The sequence below is a fragment of the Streptomyces sp. NBC_01520 genome (assembly GCF_045040375.1).
In the GTDB taxonomy this organism is placed as follows: Bacteria; Actinomycetota; Actinomycetes; order Streptomycetales; family Streptomycetaceae; genus Streptomyces.
Genome location: NZ_CP109404.1, coordinates 3,794,877 through 3,820,060 on the forward strand (window position 1 = coordinate 3,794,877; position 25,184 = coordinate 3,820,060).

Genomic DNA, 25,184 nt, shown 5'->3' on the forward strand with positions numbered 1-25,184 from the left:
ACGACAGCCCTTGGCCCGTACCGCAGCCCGGGGTGTTCACGGAGTCGTGAGGTCCGCCGCCCTGAAGGCGAGCCACAGGTCGTAGCGCGCGCTCGGCGTCCGGAGCAGTGAGCGGCGGAGCGCGGACTCCAGCCGGACGAGGCGTTTGCGTACGCCGGGCACGGAGATGCCCAGCTCGACGGCGGTCGGGCCCAGTTGGGTCTCGCACCGCAGCCAGGTGCGCAGGGTCTCCTGGGCGGTCGGCCCTGCCTGGGCGAGGAGGCGCAGCTGCTGGGCCGCCCACTCCTGGATGCTGGGGCCGCGCAGGATCGTGTCGAGGTCCGCCGGTGTGCCGTGGTCCGGGCCGCCGGGGCGGTGCAGGGCGGGCGTGGACCTGATGGAGATGGCCAGGTCGAGCGCCGCCTGGTCCGCGATCCGGTCGAGGTCCAGACCGAGCAGTTCGCCGATCGTCCTCAGCCGCGCGGCCAGGGTGTTGCGGTGGATCTTCAGGTGCTGGGTGGCGTGGGAGGAGAACGCCAGCCAGGACGCGAGAGTCGCCGCGAGTTCCTGGCTGCCCGGGTCCTGCGAGCGGCGCGGGAGGTGGGCGAGGAGCGGTGCGAGCAGCGCGTCGGCCCACCGTGCCCCGGCGGCGCCGACGACCAGGGCGGGTTCCGGCGAGGAGCCGAACCCCGCGTGACGGCCGGGAAGTCCGCGGGCCACGGCGAGGGCGTGGAAGGCCTGCCGGTAGGCGGTCACCGTGTCGGACAGCGGCACCTCCTCGCTGACGCCCACGACGCAGTCGTCCACCAGGCCCGCGACGGTCACACCGAGCGGGCTGCCGCCCGCCGGGCGTTCCGGCTCCGCCCCGTCCTCGGCCGGCGTGATCAGGATGAGATGGCGGGCGTACACCGGGCAGCGCACGATCCAGGTCCTGCCGCCGGAGGCGTCCGCGCAGATCCGGGCCACCTCGTCGCGCTGTCCGCCCGCGCACTCGACGACGCAGACGCGTACCGGGTCGGGAAGTTTCGGGCGCAGCGCACCGGCCACCTGGTGGGCGATGGAGAGCTGACCTGTCATCAGCAGGTGCAGCACCGCCTCACGGCCCCTCGACTCCGCGAGGTCGACCCGGCGCCGTTTGCGTTCGACGTTCTCCGACGACCAGGCCAGGGCCAGGGGCATCATCGCGTCGGCGAGCAGCGTGGCCAGTCCGCCGGGCAGCGGCCGGGGCGCGACGACGGCGAGCACCGTGCCGCGTGGGCCCGACGCGCTGTCGAGGGGGAGGACCAGCGCGGTGTACCCGTCCCGGTCGAGGGAGAAGGCACCGACGCCCCGGGCCACCAGCTCCCGCGCACCCTCGGCGGCGATCCCGGCAGCGTCCCGCCCCGGCGGGTGGCCGGTGTCGGCCGCCGCCTGGAGCACCGTGCCGTCCTCGTCGACGATCCCGGCCCAGCCCTCGGCCCGCCGGGCGAGCCGGCGCAGTACGTCGAGCGAACCGCCGGTCCGCGCCAGCCGGTACATCTGCAGTACGTCGTCCGCCCGTTCCCCCGCGCGCACCCGTCCCCCTTCCTGGCCGAAAACCGGAGTGCAGGGTACCGGTCCGGCTGTGCGGTTCGATACCCCGGGAACGCCTCGCGGTGCGAATTGAATCTCCCCGTCCGCCGCCCCGTCCCCCTAGAGTCCCCAGGGTGTTCCTGGAACACCGGGCGACGTCGGGGGACGTCAGGGAGGTCCGGTTCCGGGGCACGTCGGAGGGCGTCGGGGGACGTCGGGAGGGTGCGACGGCAGCGGCCCACGGGGGTGGTCGCTGCCGTCGGCCGCCGGTGACTGTCAGTGGTGCCGCATAGCGTCTCGTCCCGACCGTGTCGTACGCCGGACGAGAGAGGCCCCACCGTGGAATTCCGTATGGAGCGTGGCGCACTGACCGACGCCGTGGCCCGGGCCGCGCGGGTGCTGCCCGCCAGGTCCCCCGTTCCCGTACTGGGCGGGTTGCTGCTCGACGCGGCCGACGGGCGACTGCGCGTGTCCGGGCTGGACTTCGAGGCCTCGGCCCGGGTCGAGGTGGAGGCGCACACCGTGCGGTCCGGGAAGGTGCTCGTCATGGGGCGCCGACTGCTCGACATCTGCAAGGTGCTGCCCGACGGGCCCGTGGAGTGCGCGGTGGAGGGCTCCCGGTTCACGGTGTCCGGGGACGGCGCCCGGTTCGGGCTCTCGGTGCTCCCGCTCGACGACTACCCCGCGCTGCCGCCGCTGCCGGAGGTCCGCGGGCTGGTGGACGCCGCGGAGTTCGCTGCGGCGGTCGCCCATGTCACGGTGGCCGCGGGGCGGGACGACACCCTGCCGGCGCTCACCGGGATCCGGATCGCGCTCGACGGCTCCACGATGACGCTGGCGGCCACCGACCGCTACCGCTTCGCGGTGCGCTCCCTGCCCTGGCGGGCGGCGGTGCCCGACGCGACGGCCGATGTCGTGGTGCCGGCCCGCCGACTGGCCGGGATCGCCCGCTCGTTGGGTAGCTCGGGTGCGGTCAGTGTCGCCCTGGACGCGGGCTCGGCAGGCTTCGAGCACGCCGGGACGCGTACGACGGTGCGTCTCCTGGACGGCCGGCTGCCGCGCCACGACAAGCTGTTCGCGCTGGCGGGTCCCACGGTCGCGGTGCTGGACAGGGCCCGGCTGGTGGAAGCCGTCAAGCGTGTCTCCGTGGTCGCGGACGGCGGCAGTCCGCTGCAGCTGGCCTTCTCCCCCGGCCCGGACGCCTCGGTGCTGCTGCAGGCGGGCTACGAGGACGACATCGCGTCCCAGCGGCTGCCGGCCGTGTGGGAGGGAGCCGAGCAGATGACGGTGGCGTTCAACCCCGCGTACCTCATGGACGCCCTGTCCTCCTTCGAGGATCCGACGGTCCGGATGAGCCTGATGGGGCCGGGCCAACGCGCCATGATCACGGGCGGGGAGGATACGGACACCCCCGCGCACCAGCACCTGCTGATGTCCGTGAAGCCGGCGCTGCTCTGACGGAGCCCGGGGGACGCCCGCCCCGGCACGCCTTATCCGGGCAGGATCGCCGTCTCCCCGACGGCGGCGAGCAGCCAGATGGGGAATTCGGGGTCCGCCTGCCCCACGGCCAGCCCGATCCACCGGCCACCGGTCCGGGACTCCCGCACGTGAGGCGCGTCCGGCCCACCCGGCGACGGGCGCCAGACCTGCATGCTGCCCGCCAGGTTGCAGAGCTGGCCCATCGGTTCGGGGGCGGGTGCGCCCTCCTGGCTCTCCTCCAGGTACGGCCAGAGGTCGACGGTCCCGGGCTCGCCCCAGCGCTCGGTCAACGCGGTTGCCAGGGCACTGAATTCGTCCTCGATCTCCTGCTCGGCCGGTTCGACACGCTCCGGGGACCGGTCGTCCCAGAAGTCCTGGCTCGCCCGCAGGATCAGCAGATGGTGTCCGGGGCCACTGCTGTGTACGCCGTTGTCCTCGCTCTCCTCCCCGGCGGGGAAGGGCAGGGCGAGGAGGCCGTCGATCCGGGCGAGCCCGTCCTCGGTGCCGGCGGGCGGTGCGCCGCTGTTGTCGGTGGTCATGAGGGTGATCCTGCCAACCACCCTTCCCGGACGACGAATCGGGGGGCGTACCGGGCCGGAGCCGGGCACGCCCCCCGTCCCTCGGGGTGGGGCCGAGTTCAGCAGCTCAGGTTCGAGCCGGGCGTGGTGCCGAGGATCTGGACGAAGGCCTTGTACTTGTCGATGCGGCTCTGGACCTGGGCGGGGTTGCCGCCGTTGCACTCGATGCTGCCGTTGATCGAGCGGATCGTCTCGCCGAATCCGGCGCCGTTGACCATGGCGTTGTGGGGCGTCATGGTGCCGGGGCCGGACTGGGTGTTCCAGTACCAGAGCCCGGTCTTCCAGGCCACGGACGCGTTCTGCTCCACCTGCCAGGGGTTGCCCAGCAGGTCGATGCCGAGCGCGTCACCGGCGGCCTTGTAGTTGAAGTTCCAGCTGAGCTGGATCGGACCGCGGCCGTAGTAGGCGGCCTGGCCGGCCGGGCAGCCGTAGGACTGGCTGCTGTCGCAGTAGTGCGGGTAGTTGGCGGTGTTCTGCTCCACGATGTGGACCAGACCACCGGTCTCGTGGTTGACGTTGGCGAGGAACGCCGCCGCCTCCTGCTTCTTGACCGTGTCGCTGCCGGTGTTGGCGAAGCCCGGGTAGGCGCTCAGGGCCGCGGTGAGACCGCTGTAGGTGTAGAACGAATTCCGGTTCGGGAACATCTGGTTGAACTGGGACTCGCTGACGACGAAGCCCGAGGGGTTCGGCTCGCCCGGGTCCGTGCCGCCGGAACCGCAGCTGCCCTGGTCGGCCCAGACGTCGGCCGAGCCCGGGGCCTCGTTCTGCGTCCACCACTTCGCGGACCAGTTGTGCCCGTTGTACGAGGCCGCACCGCCGCCCCAGTAGACGGCGGAGGAGCTCCAGGCCGGGGCGCACGCGGCGGCCGAGGCGGTGGTGGCGGGGAGAAAGACGAGCATCGCGACGACCGCGCCCAGCGCGGTGATCAGGCTCATGACACGTTTGACCACGTGATCACTCCTTCGACGCGGCGACCGCGTGAGCGTGCGCCGCCATGGGGGTACGGCCACTCAAGCGTCGATGGTCTGGACCTGTCAAGGTCTAGACCAGAATCCGGCATCTCGTCCTCCGCTTCCAACTGCCCTCGCACACGGGCTTGTTGAACGCCGGGCGAACTTCACCGTAAGGAATCCGACGACCCGCCCACCCCTGGCCGGAGCGCCGTACGGTGACGCGACCGGTACCCCGCACCCCTGAGGGAGCGCGAGCATCCATGGCGTGGTTCGAGCCCGAGAACGTCATCGCCGTCCTCACCGCGGCCCTCGGCGTGGCGACGTCGGCGGGCGTGCTCTGGTACGAACGCCGCGTCCCCCGCCGCAAACGCATCGGCTACCGCGTCCAGATGGACACCCCGATAGGCAGCGGTGTCAGCCAGGGCCGCGCCAACGTACGGCTCGGACTCTTCAGCGAGACCCCCGACATGGCCGACGCCACGCTCGTCCTGCTCCGGGTGGAGAACGACGGATCGCAGTCGATCGCCAATGACGACTACACCGGGCGCGGCGAACAACTGCACGGCCTCACCGCGGAGTTCACCGGCCGTACCGTCCGCGGTGTCGCCGTGACCCACTCCCCGGGCGCCGACCATCTGATGGACCACTTCACCCCGGCGGCCGGACTGCGGCACACGGGTGCGCTCATCCGGCTGCCGCGCGTCCCGCTCAACCGCAACGAGCACTTCAAGCTCCTGGTCCTGCTCACCGGCGCGAACGTGGGCAGTCCGATCAGGGTGACGGGAGGCATCCGGGACGGCGAGGTGTCCCCGAACAAGGCGCTGCGGCCGGACGAGAAGCCACCCGTGTTCAGCCGCTCGGCCAGGATCATCACCGTCGCCCTGACGGTCTGCGTCGTCGCGCTCGCCTCGATCATCCTCGTACGGAACGCTCCCCCGCCGCCGATGGAATGCGCACCGGGCAGCCTGACGGTCACCGGTTCCACGGCGTTCGCCCCGGTCCTGGAAGCAGCGAAGCGGGAGCTGGAGCGCAAGTGCGACAGCGTCCGTATCGAGGTCAGGGCCAACGGCAGCGCCGAAGGCCTGCGCGCCCTCGCCGGCGGGGGAGCGAAGCCGGGGACCGCCGACACCACCGTCGCACTCTCCGACGGCGTGAAACCCGGGGCGTACACGGAGCTGGGCGAGACCCCCGTCGGCATCTCGCTCTTCCACCTGGTCGTCAACGACCACGTCGGGGTGCGGGATCTCGACCTCGGCACCATCCGGAAGATCTACCGCGGCGAGATCCTCAACTGGAAGGAGGCCGGCGGCCCCGATCTGACGATCAAGCTGATCAGCAGGGACGCCGGCTCCGGCACCCGCGAGGTGTTCGGACGCCGGGTGCTGGGCAGCAGCGAACCCACCTTCTCCTCCCGCGACTGCACCACCAGGAGCGCCCCGGACGTCCCCTACATCCGCTGCGAGCTCGACGACACGGACGAGGTCCTGTCCACGGTCGCGAAGGTCGAAGGGGCGATCGGCTACAGCGAGCTGCGCAAGGGCACGGAGACGAAGGGGCTGCACCAGCTGGCCATCGACGGCGCACCGGTCCCGTCCATCGAGGACATCGAGTCGTCCCCGTACCCGTTCCGCGAGACCGAGTACGCCTACACCTACGGGCGTCCGTCGGCCGGATCGCCCGCCGCGGGCTTCCTGGGCTACCTGAGCCGCGGCGGCGGGCAGGACATCATGCTCGACCACGGCCACCTGCCGTGCGCCACCCCGAAGGGGATGCGGCTGTGCGCCAGGGACTGAACCCGCGGCCGGACACGGGCCCCGCGCCCGGCGGACACGCGTGAGGCCCCCGGCAGCGACTGCCGGGGGCCTCCCGCGTGACTCCTACAGGAAGGAGTTGATCTCGATGGTCTCGGTGCGGCCGGGGCCGACACCGATCGCGGAGATCGGGGCGCCGGACATCTCCTCCAGCGCCTTCACGTACGCCTTCGCGTTCTTCGGAAGGTCGTCGAAGGTCTTGGCCTTCGTGATGTCCTCGGACCAGCCGGGGAGGTTCTCGTAGATCGGCTTCGCGTGGTGGAAGTCGCTCTGGTTGTACGGGAGCTCCTCGACGCGCCTGCCGTCGATCTCGTACGCCACACACACCGGGATCTGCTCCCAGCCGGTCAGCACGTCCAGCTTGGTGAGGAAGAAGTCGGTGAGGCCGTTGACCCGGGTCGCGTACCGCGCGATCGGGGCGTCGAACCAGCCGCAGCGACGGTCACGGCCGGTGGTGACCCCGCGCTCGCCGCCGATCCGGCGCAGCGCCTCGCCGTCCGCGTCGAGAAGTTCGGTCGGGAAGGGTCCGGCACCGACGCGCGTGGTGTACGCCTTGAGGATGCCGATGACCCGGCTGATCTTCGTCGGGCCCACTCCGGATCCGGTGCAGGCACCGCCCGCGGTCGGGTTCGACGAGGTGACGAAGGGGTACGTGCCGTGATCGACGTCCAGCAGGGTGCCCTGACCGCCCTCGAAGAGCACGACCTTGCCCTCGTCGATGGCGTTGTTCAGGATCAGCGTCGTGTCGGCGACGTACGGCTTGATCTGCTCCGCGTACTGGAGCATCTCCTCGACGATCTTCCCGGCCTCGATCGCGCGCCGGTTGAAGACCTTGGCCAGGAGCTGGTTCTTCTGCTCCAGCGCCGCTTCGACCTTCTGCTCCAGGATCGACTCGTCGTAGAGGTCCTGGACGCGGATGCCCACGCGGTTGATCTTGTCGGCGTACGTCGGGCCGATACCGCGCCCGGTCGTCCCGATCTTGCGCTTGCCGAGGAAGCGTTCCGTCACCTTGTCGACGGTGACGTTGTACGGGGTGATCAAATGAGCGTTGCCGCTGATCAGGAGCTTGGACGTATCGACGCCCCGCTCGTTCAGACCGCTCAGCTCGGAGAGCAGGACTGCCGGGTCGACCACGACACCGTTACCGATGACCGGGGTACACCCCGGCGACAGGATTCCGGAGGGGAGGAGATGCAGTGCGTACTTCTGGTCGCCTACGACAACCGTGTGGCCGGCATTGTTGCCGCCCTGGTAACGCACCACATAGTCAACGGATCCACCGAGGAGGTCGGTGGCCTTCCCCTTGCCCTCGTCACCCCACTGAGCACCGAGCAGCACAAGTGCGGGCACAGGCGTACACCCCTTCCGGGCGGGGCATGTCCAAGGTCAGGGGGCGTACGTAAAGGTCGTACCTGCCGTACGACGATGTACGGCAAAGCCTGAGCCGTCGAACCGGGTGCCCCGGAATAGACGAAGCCCCTGGCGCAATAGCGCAAGGGGCTCTTGCACCAAGATGCTACCCGAGGAAGGACCGAGGTGTCGGCTGCAGAGCCCCCCGGCGACGGCGACCACCAGCTACTTGTGCTCATCGACCCCCTTGCCCGCAGGACCGACGGCGAATCCGTCCGTATCGCGAAGGACGTGCTGAGCGCGGGTGCGCACACGAAAATCTGTCTTCCGGACGGCCCGGAGGAGTTCGCCCGGGCCCTTTCCCGGCGGGGCGGCCGGCGGCCGGTGGTCGTCGGTGACGACCGTGCGCTGCTGCGTGCCGTGGCCCAGCTCCACCGGGAGCGGGAGCTCGCCGAGGGCGTGCTCTCGCTGATTCCGGTCGGCGCGGCGCACACCCTGGAGCTCGCCCACGCGCTCGGTGTGCCCCGGGGTGCGGTGGCGGCGGCGCGCACGGCGCTCGACGGGACCGCGCGCCGGCTGGACCTGCTGGTCGACGACAGCGACGGCGTCGTGCTGGGCGACCTGCGCATCCCCGCCCTCACCTCGGCGCAGGGCGCGGGCACACACCACTCGGGTGTCACTGCGGTCTGGGACACCTGCCGCACCCTGATGGCCGCCCTGGTCCGGCCGGCCCCGGCCTCGCCCTCCGGCCCGCCGCGCGCGCACCGGCTGCGGGTGGAGGCGGACGGGGTCCTGCTGAACGACCTGGACCGGCCGGTCGAGGGCGTCTCGGTGACCACACAGGGCGACGGGGGCCTGGCGGACGTGGTGATCCACACCTCGTCCGGCGAGACGGTGACGGCGGAGAGCAAGGCGATCACGGTGTCCGGCCCGGACTTCCGCTACCGCGCGGACATACAGGTAGCGGGGCCGGTCAGGACCCGGACCTGGACGGTACGTGCGGGGGCGTGGGGGCTGATACTCCCGACGGCGGCGTCTGAACCGACGGGCGTCTGAACCGGCGGGCGTCTGAACCGGCAGGCCTCCCAACCGGCGGGCGTCCGAGCCGACGGGCGTCTGAACCGGCGGGCGTCTGAACCGGCAGGCCTCCCAACCGGCGGGCCTCCGAGCCGACGGGCCTCCGAGCCAACGGGCCGCTGAACCGACGGGCGTCCGAACCGGCAGGCCTCCCAACCGGCGGGCGTCCGAGCCGACGGGCCTCCGAGCCGACGGGCCTCCCGGCAGGCGGGCGTCTGAACCGGCAAGCCTCCCGACGGGCGGACGCCTGAACCGACGGGCCGCTGAACCGGCAGGCCTCCCAACCGGCGGGCGTCCGAACCGACGGGCCTCCCGGCAGGCGGGCGGAACCGGCGGCCGCCGAACCGGCAGTAGCCGGAGGACGGGCCGCCGGGGCCGAGCCGGCGAGGCTCAGCCCCCGCTCTTCGTTCCCCGGCTCTCCCGCCACCGCTCCATCGCACCCGCCAGCTCCTTCTGCAGGAACTCCAGGAACTCCGCGCTCTCCTCGATCCGCGCCCCGGCCGGCGTGTCCTCGCCCAGGGACCGCGCGCCCTCCCGGAGCGTGCGCTCCCAGCGCGTCAGCAGCCGGTCCCGGTCGGTGAAGGTGCCGTACCAGACGTCTTTGTGCAGCCGGTAGCGGTCCCGGCGCGAGCCCGGGTCGCGCTCCCGCCCGACCATGCTGACCTGGGTCAGATAGCTGATCGCGCCGGAGACCGCCGCCGGGCTGATCCGCAGCTGCTCGCCGAGCTCGGCCGAGGTCATGGAGCCGTCGTCGTCCGCGAGGAGCGCCGCGAAGACGCGTGAGGCCGTCCGCTGCATCCCCGCCTCCGTCATCTCCGCCGCGAAGCGCTCGACGAACCGCGCCACGGCCTCATCGTCCCGCCCGGCGTCCTCTCCGGTCCCGCTGGTCATCGCTCCGCCGCCTCCGCCGCTCCGATCATGGAGTCGACTTTATACGCTTCTTTAACTTCACAAGATTGTGAAGTTAACGTACGTTCAGAAACATGACGAAGGCAATCACCGTGGCCGGACTGCACAAGTCGTTCGGTCGGGCACAGGCGCTGGACGGCCTCGACCTCACCGTCGAGACCGGCGAGGTCCACGGCTTCCTGGGGCCCAACGGCGCCGGGAAGTCCACCACCGTCCGGGTCCTGCTGGGGCTGCTGCGCGCCGACTCGGGCGTGGCCCAACTGCTCGGGCGGGATCCCTGGCACGACGCCGTCGACCTGCACCGGCGCCTGGCCTACGTACCGGGCGACGTGGAGCTGTGGCCCAATCTGACCGGCGGCGAGGCCATCGGTCTGCTCTCACGGCTGCGCGGCGGGGGTGACGGGCGGCGGCGCGACGAGCTCGTCGAACGCTTCGGCCTCGACCCGACGAAGAAGGGCAGGGCCTACTCCAAGGGCAACCGCCAGAAGGTCGCGATCATCGCCGCGCTGGCTTCCGACGCGGAGCTGCTGCTGCTCGACGAACCGACCTCCGGGCTCGATCCGCTCATGGAAGTGGTCTTCCAGGACGTGATCCTGGAGGCGAAGACCGCCGGCCGGACCGTGCTGCTGTCCAGCCACATCCTGGCGCAGGTCGAGAAGCTGGCCGACCGGGTCAGCATCATCCGGTCCGGCAGGACCGTGCAGTCCGGGTCGCTGAGCGAGATGCGGCACCTGACGCGCACGACGGTGGAGGCCGAGACGGCCCGCCCTGCCACCGGGCTCGGCGAACTGCCCGGCGTGCACGCCGTGGAGCTCGTCCCCGGGGAGGACGGGGGTGCGGCCCGGGTGCGGTTCGCCGTGGACGGCGGACATCTGGAGGAAGCGATCGGCCGGCTCGCCGGGTTCGGCGTGCGCAGTCTGGTCAGCCACCCGCCGACCCTGGAGGAGCTGATGCTCCGCCACTACGGCGACGAGCTCGCCGCCCACCGCCACGAGGACGCGCGATGACCGCCGCGACAGCCACCCGGGCGGCCCCGTCCACCGAGGCCCGCACGGGCACCGGACCGCTCGCGGGGACCGGCACCCTCATCCGGTTCGCCCTGCGCCGGGACCGTGTCCGGCTCCCCGTGTGGATCCTGGCGCTGGTCCTCGGCTCGGTGTCCACCGCGCGCAACTACACGACGCTGTACGCCGACCCGGAGGCCCGCGCCTCCGTCGCCGCGACCATGGACAGCCCGGCCGGACTCGCCATGACGGGACCCCGGCACTATCTGACCGACTACACCTTCGGCGCGATGGCGGGCCACCAGCTGCTCGGCTTCATGACCGTCCTGACCGGCCTCATGAGCGTCCTGGTCATCACCCGCCACACCCGTGCCGAGGAGGAGACCGGCCGTGCCGAGCTGGTCCGCTCCACGGTCGTCGGACGGCACGCGCACCTGGCCGCCGCGCTCTCGGTCGCGGTGCTCGCCAACCTCGTACTCGCCCTGCTGCTGGCCGCCGGCCTCGGAAGCATGGACCTCGCCCCCGACGGCGCCGCCGGCTCGCTGCTCCTCGGCCTCGCGTACGCGGCCGTGGGCATCGTCTTCGCCTCCGTCGCCGCGATCACCACGCAGATCACGGCCCACACCCGGGGCGCGACCGGCGCGGCGCTGGCCGTCATCGGCCTCGCCTACGTGCTGCGGGCCGCCGGTGACGCGGGCGGCACCGCCGCCCTGTCCTGGCTCTCCCCCATCGGCTGGGCCCAGCGCACCTACGTCTACGTGGACGACCGCTGGTGGCCGCTGCTGCTCTGCCTGGCACTCACCGTGCTCTGCGCCGGTACCGGATTCGCCCTGTCGGCCCGGCGCGACGTCGGCGCGGGACTCCGCGCCACGAGGCCGGGCAGGGCGGTGGCGTCGGCCGCGCTGACCCACCCACTGGGCTTCGCCCTGCGGCTGCACCGTTCCGTACTGGCCGGTTTCGGGGCCGGGCTGTTCCTGATGGGCGTGATGTACGGGTCGGTCCTCGGTCAGGCCGACGAGATGCTGAAGGACATCGACGGGATCCAGGAGGCGCTCCGGAGGGCCGGCGGGGCGACGACGGCCGAGTCGTTCGCGTCGATGGTCACGGTCGTCCTCGCCGTCGTCGCCTCCGTGTACGTCGTGACGGCGGCCCTGCGGGCCCGGAGCGAGGAGACCGCGGGCCGTGTGGAGTCCCTGCTCGCGACCGGTCTGTCCCGCACCCGCTGGGCGGGCAGTCATCTGGCCGTCGCCCTCGGTGGCGGTACGGCCGTGCTGCTGCTGGGCGGGCTCGGCATCGGTGTCGCGGGGGCGGCATCGACCGGGGACCCCGCGATGCTGCCCGCGCTGCTGGGTGCGGCACTCGCGTACGCACCGGCGCTGTGGGTGACCGCCGGGGTCGCCGCCGTGCTCTTCGGGTGGCTGCCCCGGGCGGCACCGGCGGTGTGGATCGTCCCGGTGTACGCGTTCGTCACCGGCTACCTCGGCGAACTCCTGGGATTCCCGGGGTGGGTGAACGACGTGTCGCCGTTCGGGCAGGTGCCGCGGCTGCCCGCCGCCGGGATGGACTGGACGCCGATGGTGGTCCTGACCCTGATCGCGGCCGGCCTCCTGCGGCTCGGGCTGGAGGGGTTCCGGCGACGGGACCTGGAGACGAGGTAGCGGAACCGGGCCGGCCCGGGGCGGCGTCCTGGTCGTTTGGATCAACGGGACACGGCGGGGTACGGCGAGTGCGGGCCGGCACCGGCGGGGGCGGTCACGGCACTGTTCGTCCGGAGCACCTCCCGGCGCACCGACCGGCACCTGGGCGGCGCCTTCGAGGGTGCGGGCCAGGACTTCTCCGTCCTGTGGACGGAGCTGCGCTGCCCCTCGTCCCCCTCGCGGGCGCCCTCCTCCCGTCGGCCGTCCGGCTCCTGACGCTGCGTCTGCCGAACGGCCGCGGACCGGCCCGGACCCGGGTCCTGGTCGCGGTGGTGTGCGCGGCCGGGGTGCTCGTACTGTCCGCGTGGGGGCTGCACTCCTGGGCCGGTCCGGCCCCGGGGCCGGACCTCATGGTGCTCCCCGGGACCGTCGGTTCAGATCTCCACCTGTAGCCCCCGCAGCCCCCGGATCACGTACCCGGGATTCCACTCCGGTTCCGCGACCGGCCGCATCCCGGGTGCCCTGCGCAGCAGTTCGCCGAACGAGGCCGCCAGTTCGAGGCGGGCCAGCGGCGCTCCCAGGCAGTAGTGGATGCCCGCTCCGAACGAGATGTGCGGGTTGTCCTCACGGGACAGGTCCAGCGTCCCGGCGTCGGCGAAGCGCTCCGGATCCCGGTTGGCCGACCCGAAGAGCAGGGCGACCTGCGAGCCGCGCGGGATGACGGTGCCGTCGACCTCGATGTCGTCCAGGACCCAGCGCGCGAACATCGGCACGGGGGTGTCGTACCGCAGCAGCTCCTCCACCGCGGTCGGCAGCAGTTCGTGGTCGGCGCGCAGGGACGCCAGCTGCTCCGGGTGCCGGAAGAGCGTCCACCAGCCGTTGACGGTGGCGTTGACCGTCGCCTCGTGGCCGGCGTTCAGCAGGAGGACGCACGTGGAGACCATTTCCTGCTCGGTCAGCCGGTCGCCGTCGTCGTGGGCGGTGATGAGCGCGGAGATCAGGTCCGTGCCGGGGTCCGCCCGGCGGGCTTCGATCAGCCCGTGGAGGTACGCGGAGAATTCGACCGACGCCCGGACGGCGGCCCGCGCCGTCTCCTCCGGCGGGTTCAGCTCGAACATCCCGCAGATCGCGGCCGACCAGGGCCGCAGCAGCGGCCGGTCGGACTCCGGGATGCCGAGCATCTCGGCGATGACCGCGACGGGCAGCGGCTCGGCGACCGCGCCGAGGAGGTCGCCGCCGCCCGCCGCTACGAAGTCATCGACGAGCCCGGCGGCCAGCCGCTCCACGGTGGGCGCGAGCGTCTCGACCGTCCGCGGGGTGAAGGCCTTGGCTACCAGCCGCCTGATCCGGGTGTGGTCGGGGGCCTCCAGATCGAGGATCCCCTGCCCGTTGAGCGTGTGGAACGGCTCGTGGGCGGCGGGCGGGGCGGTCACGCCGAACTCGTCGTGGCTGAAACGGTGCAGATACGTCCGGCCCAGCCGCCGGTCGCGCAGCAGCCCGGACACCTCGGCGTAGTGCGGGATCAGCCACTGCCGGGTCGGTTCGAAGTAGTGCGCCCTGCCGGTGGCGCGCAGCGCGGCGTAGGCGGGGTACGGGTCGGCGACGAACGCCGGGGACCAGGGGTCGAAAGACACGTGCATGGGCCGACGCTACCCGGGCGTGACCAGCCTCGCCTCGTACGCGAACACGGCCGCCTGGGTCCGGTCGCGCAGCCCGAGCTTCACCAGGATGCGGCTCACGTGCGTCTTGATGGTGGACTCGGCGACGACGAGGTGGGAGGCGATCTCCAGGTTCGACAGCCCCTGGGCGATCAGCACGAGCACCTCCGTCTCACGCTCGGTGAGGTCGCCGATCCGGGCCATCGCGGGCGGCCGGGGCGCCTCGGCGAGCTTCGAGAACTCGGTGATCAGCCTTCGGGTCACGGTCGGGGCGAGCAGCGCCTCCCCGGACGCCACCACCCGTACCCCGTCGGCGAGCTGGCGCGCGGACGCGTCCTTCAGCAGGAAGCCGGAGGCCCCGGCCCGCAGCGCCTGGTACACGTACTCGTCGAGGTCGAAGGTGGTCAGGACGAGCACCTTGGCGTCCGCGTCGGCGGCGACGATCTCACGGGTGGCCTCGATGCCGTTGAGCTCCGGCATCCGGATGTCCATCAGCACCACGTCGGGCCGCAGGACGGCGACCTGCGACACGGCCTGCCGGCCGTCGACGGCCTCGCCGACCACCTCGATGCCCGGCATCGCGTTGAGCAGTACGGAGAACCCTTCGCGGACCATCATCTGGTCGTCGACGATCAGCACCCGGATGCTGGACGACGGGGTGGACTCGCTCACGCCGTCTCCTCCGCCGTGTCGTGTGCCGCCGGCACGGGCAGGAACACCGCGACCTCGTAGCCGCCGTCCTCCGTCGTCCCGGCCGTCATCTCGCCGTTCAGCATCTGGACCCGCTCCCTCATCCCGGTGATCCCGTGGCCGGCCCCCGGCGAGGGCTTGACGAGCCCTCGCGCGGGCCCGTTGACGACGCGCAGCCCCAGTCCGCCGAGCACGTATCCGATCTCCACCTTCGCGGACGCGCCGGGCGCGTGCCGGAGCGTGTTGCTGAGCGCCTCCTGGACGATCCGGTACGCCGACAGCTCGACGCCCTGCGGGAGCTCCCGCACCGCCCCGGTGACCGTCTTCTCCGTCTCCAGACCCGTCTCCCTGACGTTGTCCAGCAGCCGGTCGATCTCGGCGAGGGTGGGCTGCGGGGCGTCCGGCGCCTCGTAGTCCTCCGCCCGTACGACGCCGAGGACGCGGCGCAGCTCGGTGAGCGCGGCGACGGCGTTCTCCCGGATGGTGACGAACGCCTGCTCCAGCTCGGGCGGCGGATTCTCCACCCGGTAGGGGGCGGCCTCGGCCTGGATCGCGACGACGGACATGTGGTGGGCGACGACGTCGTGCAGTTCACGGGCGATGGTGGTGCGCTCCTCCAGGAGCGTGCGCCGGTCGCGCTCGACGGCGGTGACGGTGCGCTGCACGGTCACCTCGCGCTCGGCGTCACGGCGTACCTGCACCACGGTGACCAGCAGCAGGGCGAAGGCGGAGGCGACGGCCATGGGCCCGGTGGTGGGGGAGTAACCGCTTCCGAAGTTCTCCAGGAAGGAACCGGCGACCAGGGTGATCAGCCACATCCATGCGGCCGTACGCGGCCGGGTCCTCGCCGCGACGACGATCAGCACACTCAGGTGGCAGATGAAGGCGTTCGGCCCCCACGGCCAGTCCCCGTTGCCCGCGACAGCCACCAGCGGGGTGACCGCGAGCGACACCCAGAACGCGAGAACGGGGCGGACCAGCGTCATCAGCAGGGCGGCGGACGGCACCACACCGGCGATGAGCGTCGCTATCCCGAACACCGAGTAGGTGTTGGCCCCGAACAGGAGCATTCCGGCCAGCAGCGAGATCAGCGCGACCACGCCGACCACCGCGTGCGGCGTCCAGACCGCCCGCTTCCGGATCGCCCCGGGCAGCCTCTTGATCACCGGACCGCCGGTGCCCAGCGGGTCCAGCGGACGGTAGTCGAAAACGTCGTGGAAGAGGTCCTGCCGCAGGCCGTCTATCGCCCCTGCGGCCAGCCGGAGCTCGGGGCTTCTGGTCTTCGTCTCGGTCACGCCCCCAAGGTAGGCGCCACCGCGGCCGGCGTCGTCAGCAGTGATACGGATCCCGGGCCGTCCGTCGCAAGTACTACCAGGCCAGCTGGGCGATCTCCTCCGCCACCACCGCGCACGCGTCGGCCGACGGGTCGATCAGCGGAAAGTGCCCGACCGCGTCCAGCAGCGTCAGCCCGACCATCTCCCCCGCCTTCGCCGCGGCGTCCACGAACGCCTCCGTGACCGCCTGCGGGACGGTGAGGTCGTCGACGCCCTGCACGACGGCGGTCGCGATCCCGGTCGGGAGCAGCTCGGCCGGATCGGCGTGCAACCTGCGTTCCTCGAAGTCCGCTTCCATACCGAGGAGTTGGCGCACGGCACCGGAGCAGACGTCCAAGTCGACGGCGCTCGTGAAGTCACCGATCGGCGCCAGCGCGACCACTCCGCGCAGGGGCGGCGGCGCGGGCAGCCGCCACGGCGAACCGAGCGGGAGCACATGCCGGGCGGCGGCCCACAGCGCCAGCTGCCCGCCCGCCGAGTGCCCGGTGACCACGGTCTTGCGCACATCGGCCCGCGGCAGCTCACGCGCGACCAGCTCCGGCAGGGCGTCCATCGCGGCGGCCACGTCGTCGAACGTCTCGGGCCAGCGTCCCGCCACGGGTCCGGCCCCGCCCTGCTGCGGGATCCCGCCGCCGCGCCGGTACTCGACGCTGGCCACGGCGAATCCGCGCCGGGCCAGGAAGTCCGCGAACGGCGACACGTGCTGCCGGTCGTACGGTGCCCGCCAGGCCCCGCCGTGCAGGACGACCACGAGCGGCGCACCGTCCCGGCCGTCACGCGGACCGAAGAAGTCGATCACCTGGTCGGGATGGCTGCCATAGGCCGCGGACCGATCGGGGGCGACCGGCGGATGTGCGAACGCCGACTCGGTCTCGGCGGCGTCACGATCACGCGCGGCAGAATCCGACATGCTGCTCCAACCGTCCTACGCATATGCCCAACTGGACTGACCTGCGGGGACGGTATCAGTACCGCGCACCGTCATCCGACGGACCGTCACCGATCGGGCCGCACCGGACGGGCCCGGTCCGGAAACCGGGCCCGTCGGGTGCGGTTACACCGCCAGCACCTCGGCGAGGACGCCTGCGGCCCGTTCCGCGTCGGCGAACCCGACGTACAGCGGGGTGAAGCCGAAGCGGAGCACGTCCGGGCGGCGCAGGTCGCCGACCACTCCGCGTCCGATGAGCGCGCGCATCACCGGTTCCGTCTCGTCCGCGTTCTCGCACCGCAGCGAGACCTGGCTTCCGCGCTCCGCGTGGGCGGCCGGGGTGACCGGGGTGACCCGGCCCTCGGGGACGTACGCGGCGACGCACTCCAGGAAGAAGTCCGTCAGCGCCAGGGACTTGGCGCGCACGGCCTCCACCGCGACGCCCTCCCACACGTCCAGCGACGCTTCCAGGGCCAGCATGGACAGGATGTCCGGGGTGCCGACCCGGCCGCGTACGGAGCCGTCCGCGGGCACGTATCCGGGGGTCATCCCGAACGGGTCCGCGTGTGACGTCCAGCCGGGCAGGGGCGAGTCGAAGCCCGCTTGGTGGCGCTCGGCGACGTACAGGTAGGCGGGCGAACCGGGGCCGCCGTTGAGGTACTTGTACGTGCATCCGACGGCCAGGTCCACCCCGTGCGCGTCGAGGCCGACGGGCAGGGCTCCCGCGCTGTGGCACAGGTCCCAGACCGCGAGGGCGCCCGCCGCGTGGACGGCGGCGGTGAGGCCGGGCAGGTCGTGGAGCCTGCCGGTGCGGAAGTCGACGTGGTTGAGGAGGACGGCCGCCGTACGGGGCCCGAGGGCTGCCGGTACGTCGGCGGGGGCGACCGGGACGAGACGGTGGCCGGTCATCCGGGCCGCGGACTCTGCGAGGTAGCCGTCCGTGGGGAACGTCGTGGCGTCGACCAGGATCTCGTCGCGCCCGTCGGCCGCCAGCCGGGTCGCGGCGACCACGGCCTTGAAGACGTTCACGCTGGTGGAGTCGCCCACCACGATCTGTCCGGCGGCGGCCCCGACCAGCGGGGCGATCCGGTCGCCGATCCGCTCGGGCGCGGTCCACCAGCCGCTCTCGTCCCAGGAGCGGATGCGCAGGGCGCCCCACTCCCGGGTGATGACCTCCTGCATGCGGGCGGGGACGTGGCGGGGCAGCGCACCCAGCGAGTTCCCGTCGAGGTAGACGGTGCCGTCGAGGACGAACAGGTCGCGGAGTCCGGCCAGGCCGTCGGCGGTGTCGAGCGCCTTCGCGCGCTCCTGGAGGTCAGACATGGCTGCGCGCCGTCCACAGCTCGGGGAACACGCTCTTGGTGGCCCGCTTCTCCAGCCAGGCGACCCCGGCCGACCCGCCGGTGCCGGTCTTCGAGCCCATGGCCCGCCGGGTGGCGGTGAGGTGGTCGTTGCGCCAGCGCCACACGAGCTCGCCGACATCGGTCAGCACCTCGCCGAGCCGCACGAGTTCGTCGTTCTGGTCCGGGTTCGCGTAGATCTCCGCCCACACGGCCTCGACCTGCGGGGACGGCTCGTACTTCTGCGACAGGTCCCGGCCGAGGACCGACTGCGGCACGGCGTGACCGCGCCGGGCGAGCAGGGCGAGCGTCTCGTCGTACAGGCCGGGCTCCTGGAGCGCCTTCTCCAGCTCGGCGTGGACCCTGGGGGCACCGCGGTGCGGCACGAGCATGGAGGCGGACTTGTCACCGAGGAGGAACTCCATCCGCCGGTACATCGCCGACTGGAAACCGGAGCCCTCGCCGAGCGAGCCCCGGTAGGAGTTGAACTGGGCGGGGGTGAGGCCGGCCAGCGGCTTCCAGGAGGCGTTCAGTGCCTCCAGCTCCCGCAGCGAGCGCTTCAGGGCGTCACGGGCGACCGGTATGCGGTCCTCGCGCAGGGCGTGCGCCGCCGTCTCCCACTCATGGACGATGACCGTGAACCACAGCTCCATGACCTGGGTGGTGACCAGGAAGACCATCTCGCCGGGATCGTCCGAGCGCAGGTGCTGGAGGTGGGTCAGGACATCCGCCTGGACATAGTCCTCGTACGGAGTCGTTCCCGCGAAGTCCAGGTGCGGGGTGTCCGCACCGGTGGCTTCGGGGTCGGGGTGGATCGTCGACATCGCTGTCTCCTCGACATGAGCTTCCGGGTAGCGGTCCGCCCCTTCCTCTGAGGTGGTGGAGCTCCGGTCCCCTGCCCGCATCCTAGACCGGAGCCGCGTGGGACGCCTCGGGCCCCGCAGGCGGTGGTGCGTGCCTGCGGGGCCCGGGAAAGCGGGTGGGGCGGTTCAGCCCAGGGTGTCGGCGGCGGTCTGCGAGGAGTCGCGCAGGAAGGACGAGCAGCGCTCGTACTCCTCCTCCTCACCGATCGACTGCGCGGCGCGTGCGAGGGCGTGCAGGGCGCGCAGGAAGCCGCGGTTCGGCTCGTGCTCGAAGGGGACGGGGCCGTGGCCCTTCCAGCCCGCCCGGCGCAGGGCGTCGAGGCCGCGGTGGTAGCCGGTGCGCGCGTACGCGTACGACTCGATGACGCGACCGCCCTCGTAGGCCTCGTCGGCGAGCTGCGCCCAGGCCAGCGAGGACGTGGGGTACTTGGCCGCGACATCGGCGGGCGGCGTACCGCCGGCGAGCAGTTCGCGCGGCTCCGGGTCGTCGGGCAGGTGCGTCGGGGCAGGGCCCCCGAGAAGGTTCTCGTGGATGGACATGGCTCAAGTGTGCCTGGGTCCGGGCTCCGGCTCCAAGGGCGGGGCCGTGACCCCGCAGTGCATCGCGCACTCGGGCTGCGGCTCGGGTCCGGGCTCCGCGGGCTTCCGCACCGCCCACCAGGCGATCACCGCGCCCGCCACCAGCAGCCCGGCGCACATCGGCATCGCCCGGCGGAACGTCGAGGCGAATTCCCCGGCGTCGCGGTAGGCCTCCGGCCCCATCCCGGCCAGCAGCGGCAGCGCGGCCACCGCGAGCAGACCGGCGGCCCGCGCCGCCGCGTTGTTGATGCCGCTGGCGAGCCCGGCCCGCCCGGTGTCGACGGCGGCCAGGACCGTCGCGGTGAGCGGCGCCACGAAGGTGACCATGCCCAGGCCCAGCACCAGGACGGCGGGCAGCACGTCCCGTACGTACGAGGCGTCCGGGCCGACCCGCAGCATCAGCAGCATCCCGGCGGCGGCCAGCAGCGGGCCCACGGTCAGCGGGATGCGCGGCCCGATGCGCCGGCCGAGGTCACCGGCGGACGCGGAGAAGAGCAGCATGAGCACCGTGGTCGGCAGGAGCGCGGTGCCCGCGCCGAGGGCCGAGTAACCGGCGACGACCTGGAGCTGGATCGCGGAGAGGAAGAAGAAGCCGCCGAGGGCCGCGTACACGCAGAACGTGACGATGTTGACGACGGTGAACTGCCGGGACGCGAAGATCGACGGCGGCACCATGGGGTCGGCCCGGCGCCGCTCCACCTGCACGAAGGCCACGCCGAGCAGCACACCGCCGAGCGCCGCCCCGACGACCGGCACGGACGCGCCCTGCTCCGGCAGCTCGATCAGGGCGTACGTGACCAGCGCGAGCGCGAGCGCGGCGAGCACCGCCCCGAGCACGTCGAAGCGGCCGTGCGCGTCCGGGTCCCGGGACTCCGGCACGTGCCGCAGGGCTACGGGCAGGCAGACGGCGGCGAGCGGGAGGTTGAGCAGGAACACCCAGCGCCAGCCGGGCCCGTCGACGAGCCAGCCGCCGACGAACGGCCCGATCGCGGCCCCGACCCCGCCGAGCCCCGACCAGAGCCCCACGGCGCGGGCCCGGTCGTCCGGGTGGAAGCTCGCCTGGATCAGCGCGAGGGAACCGGGCGTGAGCAGGGCCCCGCCGACACCCTGGAGGGCACGGGCCACGACGAGGACTCCGGCGTTCGGGGCCAGCCCGCAGAGCAGGGAGGCCACGGCGAACCAGACCACCCCCACGACGAACACCCGCCGCCGCCCGTACCGGTCCCCGAGCGCACCACCGAGCAGGATCAGCCCGGCCAGCGTGAGCATGTACGCGTTGACGGTCCACTGGAGGGCTGCCAGGTCGGTACCGAGGTCCTGGCCGATGCGGGGGAGGGCGACGTTGATCACCGTGGAGTCGAGCAGGACCATGCTCGACCCGAGCACAGTGGTCAGAACGACCCATCGCCCGGCCGCCGAGGCAACCCGAATCCCACCGCCACCCGCATCGTCGTTCATACGAGCCAGCATCGCCCGCCCCCGCCCCGGAAACAGCCGGGAACACGATTCAGCCCACCCGAGCACAGACCAAGCCCACCCGAGCGCCGAACCAAGCCCGCCCGGCGATCGAGGGCAAAAAGGGCCCCGGGGCAACGCCCCGCGAAGCCCCCACACCCCCGCCCACCCCTACCGCACCGCCGACACCCCCCGCACCACCGCCCCCACCCCCGCCTCCACCTTGCTCCGCGGGCACCCCGCGTTCAGGCGGAGGAAGCCCGGCGCCCCGTACACCGCCCCCGGCATCACCGCGACCTTCTCCCGCTCCATCAGCACCCGCTGCAACGCCTCGTCGTCCACACCCAGCGGACGCAGGTCCAGCCACGCCAGGTAGCCCGCCTGCGGCGGCTCCCACGCCAGCTCCGGGAACGCCCCGTCCAGCCGCTCCGCGATCAGCGCCAGGTTCCCCGCGACGTACTCCCGGACCGCGTCCAGCCACGGCGCGCCCTCCCGGTACGCCGCGATGTGCGCGGTCAGCGACAGCACCGCCGGCGAGGCCAGCCCCTCCGCCGTCTCCATCCGGCGCAGGAACTCCGCCCGGTCCGCCGGATCGCCGATGATCCCGTACGAACCGGTCAGCGCCGGGAAGTTGAACGACTTCGAACCGGAGCTGATCAGTGCCCAGCGCCCGTCACCGCCGACCCGCGTCCACGGCACGTGCCGGAACCCGTCGTGCACGAAGTCCGCGTGGATCTCGTCGCTGATCACCGCGACCCCGTGACGCCGGGCGAGCGAGGCCATCTCCCGCAGCTCGGGCTCCGTCCACACCCGCCCCGTCGGGTTGTGCGGGGAACACAGCACGAGCACCTTCGCGTCGGCCCGCGCCAGCTCCCGCTCCAGCGCCCCGGTATCCCCCACCGGTACGCCCCGCAGCTCACGTCCGAGCCCGGTGATCGCCTTCCGGAAGCCGTCGTACGTGGGGGTGTGGACGACCACGCCCTCCCCCTCGGCCGTCCACATCTGCAGCAGTTGCGAGAGCTGGCTGAGCACGGACGGCCCGTAGACCAGCCGCCCGGTGTCGATCTCGGTGTCGTACCGGGTCGCGAACCAGTGCGCGACCGCCGACCGGAAGTCGTCCTGCTGCCAGGTCGTGTAGCCGAGCACCCCGTGGTCGAGCCGGGCCCGGAGCGCGGTCAGGACCTCGGGCGCGGTCTCGAAGTCCATGTCGGAGATGGTGAACGGCAGCAGCCCGTCCACCCCGAAACGGTCGGCGACCCCGTCCCACTGGACACACCAGGTGCCCCGGCGGTCGATGACGGTGTCGAAGTCGTAGCGCGCAGGCGTACTCACAGCGGATTCCTCAGGGATCGGTCGGGCACGGAACGGGCCCGGCACCCCTGAAGGGGGACCGGGCCCAGGACGTCCGTGCGGAAGTGCCTACTTCAGCTTGGTGCCCGTGGAACGCAGGTCGGCACAGGCCTGCGTGACGCGCGCGGCCATGCCCGCCTCGGCGGACTTGCCCCAGCTGCGCGGGTCGTAGAACTTCTTGTTGCCGACCTCGCCGTCGACCTTCAGCACACCGTCGTAGTTGCGGAACATGTGGTCCACGATCGGGCGGGTGAAGGCGTACTGGGTGTCGGTGTCGAGGTTCATCTTCACGACGCCGTTCTCCAGCGCGGTGGCGATCTCCTCGGCCGTGGAGCCGGAGCCGCCGTGGAAGACGAAGTCGAACGGGGACGCCTGGGCGTACTTGGCGGCGACACCCTCCTGGAGGTCCTTGAGGAGCTCGGGACGCAGGACGACGTTGCCCGGCTTGTAGACGCCGTGGACGTTGCCGAAGGACGCGGCCAGCAGGTAGCGGCCCTTCTCGCCCAGGCCGAGCGCCTCGGCCGTACGCAGCGCGTCGTCGACGGTCGTGTACAGCTCGTCGTTGATCTCGTGCGTGACGCCGTCCTCCTCGCCACCGGTCGGGGTGATCTCGACCTCAAGGATGATCTTGGCGGCGGCGGCCTTGGCGAGCAGTTCCTGGCCGATGGCCAGGTTGTCGGCGAGGGTCTCGGCCGAACCGTCCCACATGTGGGACTGGAACAGCGGGTTCAGACCCTTGGCGACGCGCTCGGCGGAGACGTCGAGGAGCGGGCGGACGTACCCGTCCAGCTTGTCCTTGGGGCAGTGGTCCGTGTGCAGGGCCACGGTGACGTCGTACTTGGCGGCGACGATGTGCGCGAACTCGGCCAGGGCAACGGCGCCCGTCACCATGTCCTTGTTGTGCTGGCCGCCCAGGAATTCGGCACCACCGGTGGAGATCTGGACGATGCCGTCGCTCTCCGCCTCCGCGAAGCCGCGCAGTGCAGCGTGCAGGGTCTGGGTCGACGTCACGTTGATGGCCGGGTAGGCGAACTTGCCTGCCTTCGCCCGGTCGAGCATCTCGGCGTAGACCTCGGGGGTTGCGATGGGCATCTGTCCGCTCCTTGGGATGTGCGGGTGTGCAGTGCTGGTCCCTGACCTGGGGGCGACGTCATCGTCGCCCCCATCTTCCCAGACTCTCGCTCCGGCTCCACCCTGCCCATCCGTCGAGATGCGTGGCGGCAGACGCGAGGGGCGGCCGGTTTCACGTGAAACCGGCCGCCCCTCGGAAAAGTCGCAGGTCAGGACAGGTCGAGGTCCGCGACCCCGTACACGTTCACATACGGCAGTCCGGCCTCGGCGATCGCCGGGGCGGCGCCGCGCTCCACGATCACGGCCACGGCCACGACCTCGCCGCCCGCCTCACGCACCGCCTCGACCGCGGTCAGCGGGGAGCCGCCCGTGGTCGACGTGTCCTCGACGACGAGGCAGCGACGGCCCTTGACGTCCGTCCCCTCGATCCGGCGCTGCATCCCGTGGGCCTTCTGCGCCTTGCGGACGACGAACGCGTCCAGGCTCTTCCCACGCGCCGCGGAGGCGTGCAGCATCGACGTGGCGACCGGGTCGGCGCCCAGCGTCAGACCGCCGACGCAGTCGTAGTCCAGCTCGGCGGTGGCGTCGAGCATCACCTGGCCGACCAGCGGCGCGGCGGTGCCGTCCAGCGTGATCCGGCGCAGGTCGATGTACCAGTCGGCTTCCAGACCCGAGGAGAGGGTCACCTTGCCGTGCACCACGGCCTTGTCCTTGATCTGCTGGAGCAGCTCAGCACGTACGTCAGTCATGTCCACGAGGGTAAGCGCTGCCACCACCGCGCCGGTGCCGCCGGTCAGAGGCGCACCCAGTTCCACGTCGTCGTGATCTCCAGCGGCTCGATCGGGGTGACCAGCCGGGGCGCGGTGTTCAGACCGTTCGGCGGGCCCGACTGGGGCTCCACACAGACCGCCTCCGCCTGCTCGTCGTAGATCACGACCCACTCGTCCCGGCTCTTCACCGTCAGTTCCAGCTGCTCCGGCCAGGTGAGCTTCACGTCGACACCCTCGGGCATCCCGAAGCAGTCGTCCCAGGGACCGGGGAGGGGGTCGATCCGGCGGCCGGTCGGCAGGTGGTCGTCACCGCGCTCCTCCTGCCAGGCGGCTTCGAAGTCGAGCCGTACGTCCTGGCCCCCGGTGTTGCGCAGGAACCAGGGGTGCCACCCGGCCTGCGCCGGGAACGAGTTCCCGTACGTCTCGACGCCGAGACGGAGCGTCAGCGAGTCCTCGGTCAGCTCGAAGGACTGCGTCACCCGGCCCTCGTAAGGCCACGGCTCGGCCAGGTCGTAGAAGAAGGCCGCCTCCGCGCCGTCCTGCCGGGCGAGCTGCCAGGCGGTGTCGCGGCCGGTGCCGTGGATGGCGTGCGGCGGGGAGTTCAGCGGCAGCCGGTGCAGCTCGCCGCCGTTGCGGAACTGGCCGTTCCCGGTACGGCCGCACCACGGCACCATCGGGAAGCAGCCGTACCGCTCTCCCTGGCGCAGCAGTTCGGTCCCTCCGATGCGCAGACTGCCGATACGGCAGCCATGGACGGGGTCGACGGTCAACTCGGCGTCGCCGGCGGTCAGCCGGACGTTCTTCGCAACTCTGCTCAC

At 72.1% G+C, this 25,184-nt stretch carries 23 protein-coding genes; 6 read left to right on the forward strand and 17 right to left on the reverse strand.

The window, feature by feature from the left end; genetic code table 11:
• Positions 1-36: 36 nt before the first annotated feature.
• Positions 37-1,497: a helix-turn-helix domain-containing protein gene (locus OG524_RS17020; RefSeq protein WP_405812472.1), complete on the reverse strand. Its 1,461-nt coding sequence runs from the start codon at positions 1,495-1,497 to the stop codon at positions 37-39.
• A gap of 372 nt (positions 1,498-1,869) precedes the next feature.
• Between OG524_RS17020 and dnaN the strand changes: the two genes are divergently transcribed.
• Positions 1,870-2,988: a DNA polymerase III subunit beta gene (dnaN, locus tag OG524_RS17025; RefSeq protein WP_405389972.1), complete on the forward strand. Its 1,119-nt coding sequence runs from the start codon at positions 1,870-1,872 to the stop codon at positions 2,986-2,988.
• 32 nt (positions 2,989-3,020) lie between these two features.
• On the opposite strand, the gene OG524_RS17030 is transcribed toward dnaN, so the two are convergent.
• Positions 3,021-3,548, reverse strand: a complete 528-nt coding sequence (locus OG524_RS17030) for a hypothetical protein (protein WP_405810892.1) — start codon at positions 3,546-3,548, stop codon at positions 3,021-3,023.
• A gap of 98 nt (positions 3,549-3,646) precedes the next feature.
• Positions 3,647-4,537: a glycoside hydrolase family 19 protein gene (locus OG524_RS17035; RefSeq protein ID WP_405389970.1), complete on the reverse strand. Its 891-nt coding sequence runs from the start codon at positions 4,535-4,537 to the stop codon at positions 3,647-3,649.
• A 263-nt stretch (positions 4,538-4,800) separates the two neighbouring features.
• On the opposite strand from OG524_RS17035, the gene OG524_RS17040 reads away from it, so the two are divergent.
• Entirely contained in the window at positions 4,801-6,333 is a 1,533-nt protein-coding gene (locus OG524_RS17040) for a PstS family phosphate ABC transporter substrate-binding protein (RefSeq protein ID WP_405810894.1), read from the forward strand.
• Between the two features lie 84 nt (positions 6,334-6,417).
• Here OG524_RS17040 and OG524_RS17045 read toward each other — a convergent pair whose 3' ends face one another.
• Entirely contained in the window at positions 6,418-7,701 is a 1,284-nt protein-coding gene (locus OG524_RS17045; RefSeq protein WP_405389968.1) for an adenylosuccinate synthase, read from the reverse strand.
• A gap of 186 nt (positions 7,702-7,887) precedes the next feature.
• Between OG524_RS17045 and OG524_RS17050 the strand changes: the two genes are divergently transcribed.
• A complete protein-coding gene (locus OG524_RS17050) occupies positions 7,888-8,757 on the forward strand; it encodes a diacylglycerol kinase (protein ID WP_405810896.1) in 870 nt (289 codons plus the stop codon).
• A gap of 411 nt (positions 8,758-9,168) precedes the next feature.
• Here the strand turns inward: OG524_RS17050 and OG524_RS17055 are convergent, their stop codons facing one another.
• Positions 9,169-9,669: a GbsR/MarR family transcriptional regulator gene (locus OG524_RS17055; protein ID WP_405389966.1), complete on the reverse strand. Its 501-nt coding sequence runs from the start codon at positions 9,667-9,669 to the stop codon at positions 9,169-9,171.
• A 92-nt stretch (positions 9,670-9,761) separates the two neighbouring features.
• On the opposite strand from OG524_RS17055, the gene OG524_RS17060 reads away from it, so the two are divergent.
• The 3 genes from OG524_RS17060 (at position 9,762) to OG524_RS17070 (ending at position 12,780) form a co-directional block, all read left to right on the forward strand.
• Positions 9,762-10,694: an ABC transporter ATP-binding protein gene (locus tag OG524_RS17060; RefSeq protein ID WP_405389965.1), complete on the forward strand. Its 933-nt coding sequence runs from the start codon at positions 9,762-9,764 to the stop codon at positions 10,692-10,694.
• Positions 10,691-12,349 carry an ABC transporter permease gene (locus OG524_RS17065; RefSeq protein ID WP_405810899.1) on the forward strand — a complete coding sequence of 553 codons (1,659 nt, stop codon included), beginning with the start codon at positions 10,691-10,693 and terminating at the stop codon, positions 12,347-12,349. The genes OG524_RS17060 and OG524_RS17065 overlap by 4 nt, the downstream gene beginning before the upstream one ends.
• Positions 12,350-12,534: 185 nt before the next feature.
• On the forward strand, positions 12,535-12,780 hold the full coding sequence (locus tag OG524_RS17070) for a hypothetical protein (protein WP_405389963.1): 246 nt from the start codon (positions 12,535-12,537) through the stop codon (positions 12,778-12,780).
• Here OG524_RS17070 and OG524_RS17075 read toward each other — a convergent pair.
• From OG524_RS17075 to OG524_RS17130, 12 genes are all read right to left on the reverse strand, one after another.
• Positions 12,763-13,968 (reverse strand): cytochrome P450, encoded by a 1,206-nt coding sequence (locus OG524_RS17075; protein ID WP_405810901.1) that lies wholly within the window; start codon positions 13,966-13,968, stop codon positions 12,763-12,765. The genes OG524_RS17070 and OG524_RS17075 overlap by 18 nt on opposite strands.
• A 9-nt stretch (positions 13,969-13,977) precedes the next feature.
• Positions 13,978-14,658 carry a response regulator gene (locus tag OG524_RS17080; RefSeq protein WP_405389961.1) on the reverse strand — a complete coding sequence of 227 codons (681 nt, stop codon included), beginning with the start codon at positions 14,656-14,658 and terminating at the stop codon, positions 13,978-13,980.
• Positions 14,655-15,971: a sensor histidine kinase gene (locus OG524_RS17085; protein WP_405389959.1), complete on the reverse strand. Its 1,317-nt coding sequence runs from the start codon at positions 15,969-15,971 to the stop codon at positions 14,655-14,657. Before OG524_RS17085 ends, OG524_RS17080 begins: the two co-directional genes overlap by 4 nt.
• Positions 15,972-16,044: 73 nt before the next feature.
• Positions 16,045-16,920, reverse strand: a complete 876-nt coding sequence (locus OG524_RS17090) for an alpha/beta hydrolase family protein (protein ID WP_405389958.1) — start codon at positions 16,918-16,920, stop codon at positions 16,045-16,047.
• 144 nt (positions 16,921-17,064) lie between these two features.
• Positions 17,065-18,261 carry a kynureninase gene (gene kynU, locus OG524_RS17095; RefSeq protein ID WP_405389957.1) on the reverse strand — a complete coding sequence of 399 codons (1,197 nt, stop codon included), beginning with the start codon at positions 18,259-18,261 and terminating at the stop codon, positions 17,065-17,067.
• On the reverse strand, positions 18,254-19,102 hold the full coding sequence (locus OG524_RS17100) for a tryptophan 2,3-dioxygenase family protein (protein ID WP_405389956.1): 849 nt from the start codon (positions 19,100-19,102) through the stop codon (positions 18,254-18,256). Before OG524_RS17100 ends, kynU begins: the two co-directional genes overlap by 8 nt.
• 165 nt (positions 19,103-19,267) lie before the next feature.
• Positions 19,268-19,681: a DUF3151 domain-containing protein gene (locus tag OG524_RS17105; RefSeq protein WP_405389955.1), complete on the reverse strand. Its 414-nt coding sequence runs from the start codon at positions 19,679-19,681 to the stop codon at positions 19,268-19,270.
• Positions 19,682-19,684: 3 nt separating this feature from the next.
• On the reverse strand, positions 19,685-21,178 hold the full coding sequence (locus tag OG524_RS17110; RefSeq protein ID WP_405810906.1) for an MFS transporter: 1,494 nt from the start codon (positions 21,176-21,178) through the stop codon (positions 19,685-19,687).
• A 168-nt stretch (positions 21,179-21,346) separates the two neighbouring features.
• Positions 21,347-22,507, reverse strand: a complete 1,161-nt coding sequence (locus tag OG524_RS17115; protein ID WP_405389953.1) for a MalY/PatB family protein — start codon at positions 22,505-22,507, stop codon at positions 21,347-21,349.
• An 87-nt stretch (positions 22,508-22,594) separates the two neighbouring features.
• A complete protein-coding gene (gene fbaA / locus OG524_RS17120; RefSeq protein ID WP_405389952.1) occupies positions 22,595-23,617 on the reverse strand; it encodes a class II fructose-bisphosphate aldolase in 1,023 nt (340 codons plus the stop codon).
• A gap of 188 nt (positions 23,618-23,805) precedes the next feature.
• On the reverse strand, positions 23,806-24,345 hold the full coding sequence (gene pyrE / locus OG524_RS17125) for an orotate phosphoribosyltransferase (protein WP_384501539.1): 540 nt from the start codon (positions 24,343-24,345) through the stop codon (positions 23,806-23,808).
• 44 nt (positions 24,346-24,389) lie between these two features.
• Positions 24,390-25,184, reverse strand: coding sequence for an aldose 1-epimerase (locus OG524_RS17130; RefSeq protein WP_405389951.1), 795 nt, complete (start codon positions 25,182-25,184; stop codon positions 24,390-24,392).

Coding starts and splice junctions, on each gene's coding strand:
- OG524_RS17055 (WP_405389966.1), bottom strand. CDS start 9,669: ATGACCAGCGGGACCGGAGAGGACGCCGGGCGGGACGATGAGGCCGTG.
- OG524_RS17020 (WP_405812472.1), bottom strand. CDS start 1,497: ATGTACCGGCTGGCGCGGACCGGCGGTTCGCTCGACGTACTGCGCCGG.
- OG524_RS17105 (WP_405389955.1), bottom strand. CDS start 19,681: ATGTCCATCCACGAGAACCTTCTCGGGGGCCCTGCCCCGACGCACCTG.
- kynU (WP_405389957.1), bottom strand. CDS start 18,261: ATGTCTGACCTCCAGGAGCGCGCGAAGGCGCTCGACACCGCCGACGGC.
- OG524_RS17090 (WP_405389958.1), bottom strand. CDS start 16,920: ATGTCGGATTCTGCCGCGCGTGATCGTGACGCCGCCGAGACCGAGTCG.
- OG524_RS17075 (WP_405810901.1), bottom strand. CDS start 13,968: ATGCACGTGTCTTTCGACCCCTGGTCCCCGGCGTTCGTCGCCGACCCG.
- OG524_RS17030 (WP_405810892.1), bottom strand. CDS start 3,548: ATGACCACCGACAACAGCGGCGCACCGCCCGCCGGCACCGAGGACGGG.
- OG524_RS17040 (WP_405810894.1), top strand. CDS start 4,801: ATGGCGTGGTTCGAGCCCGAGAACGTCATCGCCGTCCTCACCGCGGCC.
- OG524_RS17100 (WP_405389956.1), bottom strand. CDS start 19,102: ATGTCGACGATCCACCCCGACCCCGAAGCCACCGGTGCGGACACCCCG.
- OG524_RS17110 (WP_405810906.1), bottom strand. CDS start 21,178: ATGAACGACGATGCGGGTGGCGGTGGGATTCGGGTTGCCTCGGCGGCC.
- OG524_RS17060 (WP_405389965.1), top strand. CDS start 9,762: ATGACGAAGGCAATCACCGTGGCCGGACTGCACAAGTCGTTCGGTCGG.
- pyrE (WP_384501539.1), bottom strand. CDS start 24,345: ATGACTGACGTACGTGCTGAGCTGCTCCAGCAGATCAAGGACAAGGCC.
- fbaA (WP_405389952.1), bottom strand. CDS start 23,617: ATGCCCATCGCAACCCCCGAGGTCTACGCCGAGATGCTCGACCGGGCG.
- OG524_RS17065 (WP_405810899.1), top strand. CDS start 10,691: ATGACCGCCGCGACAGCCACCCGGGCGGCCCCGTCCACCGAGGCCCGC.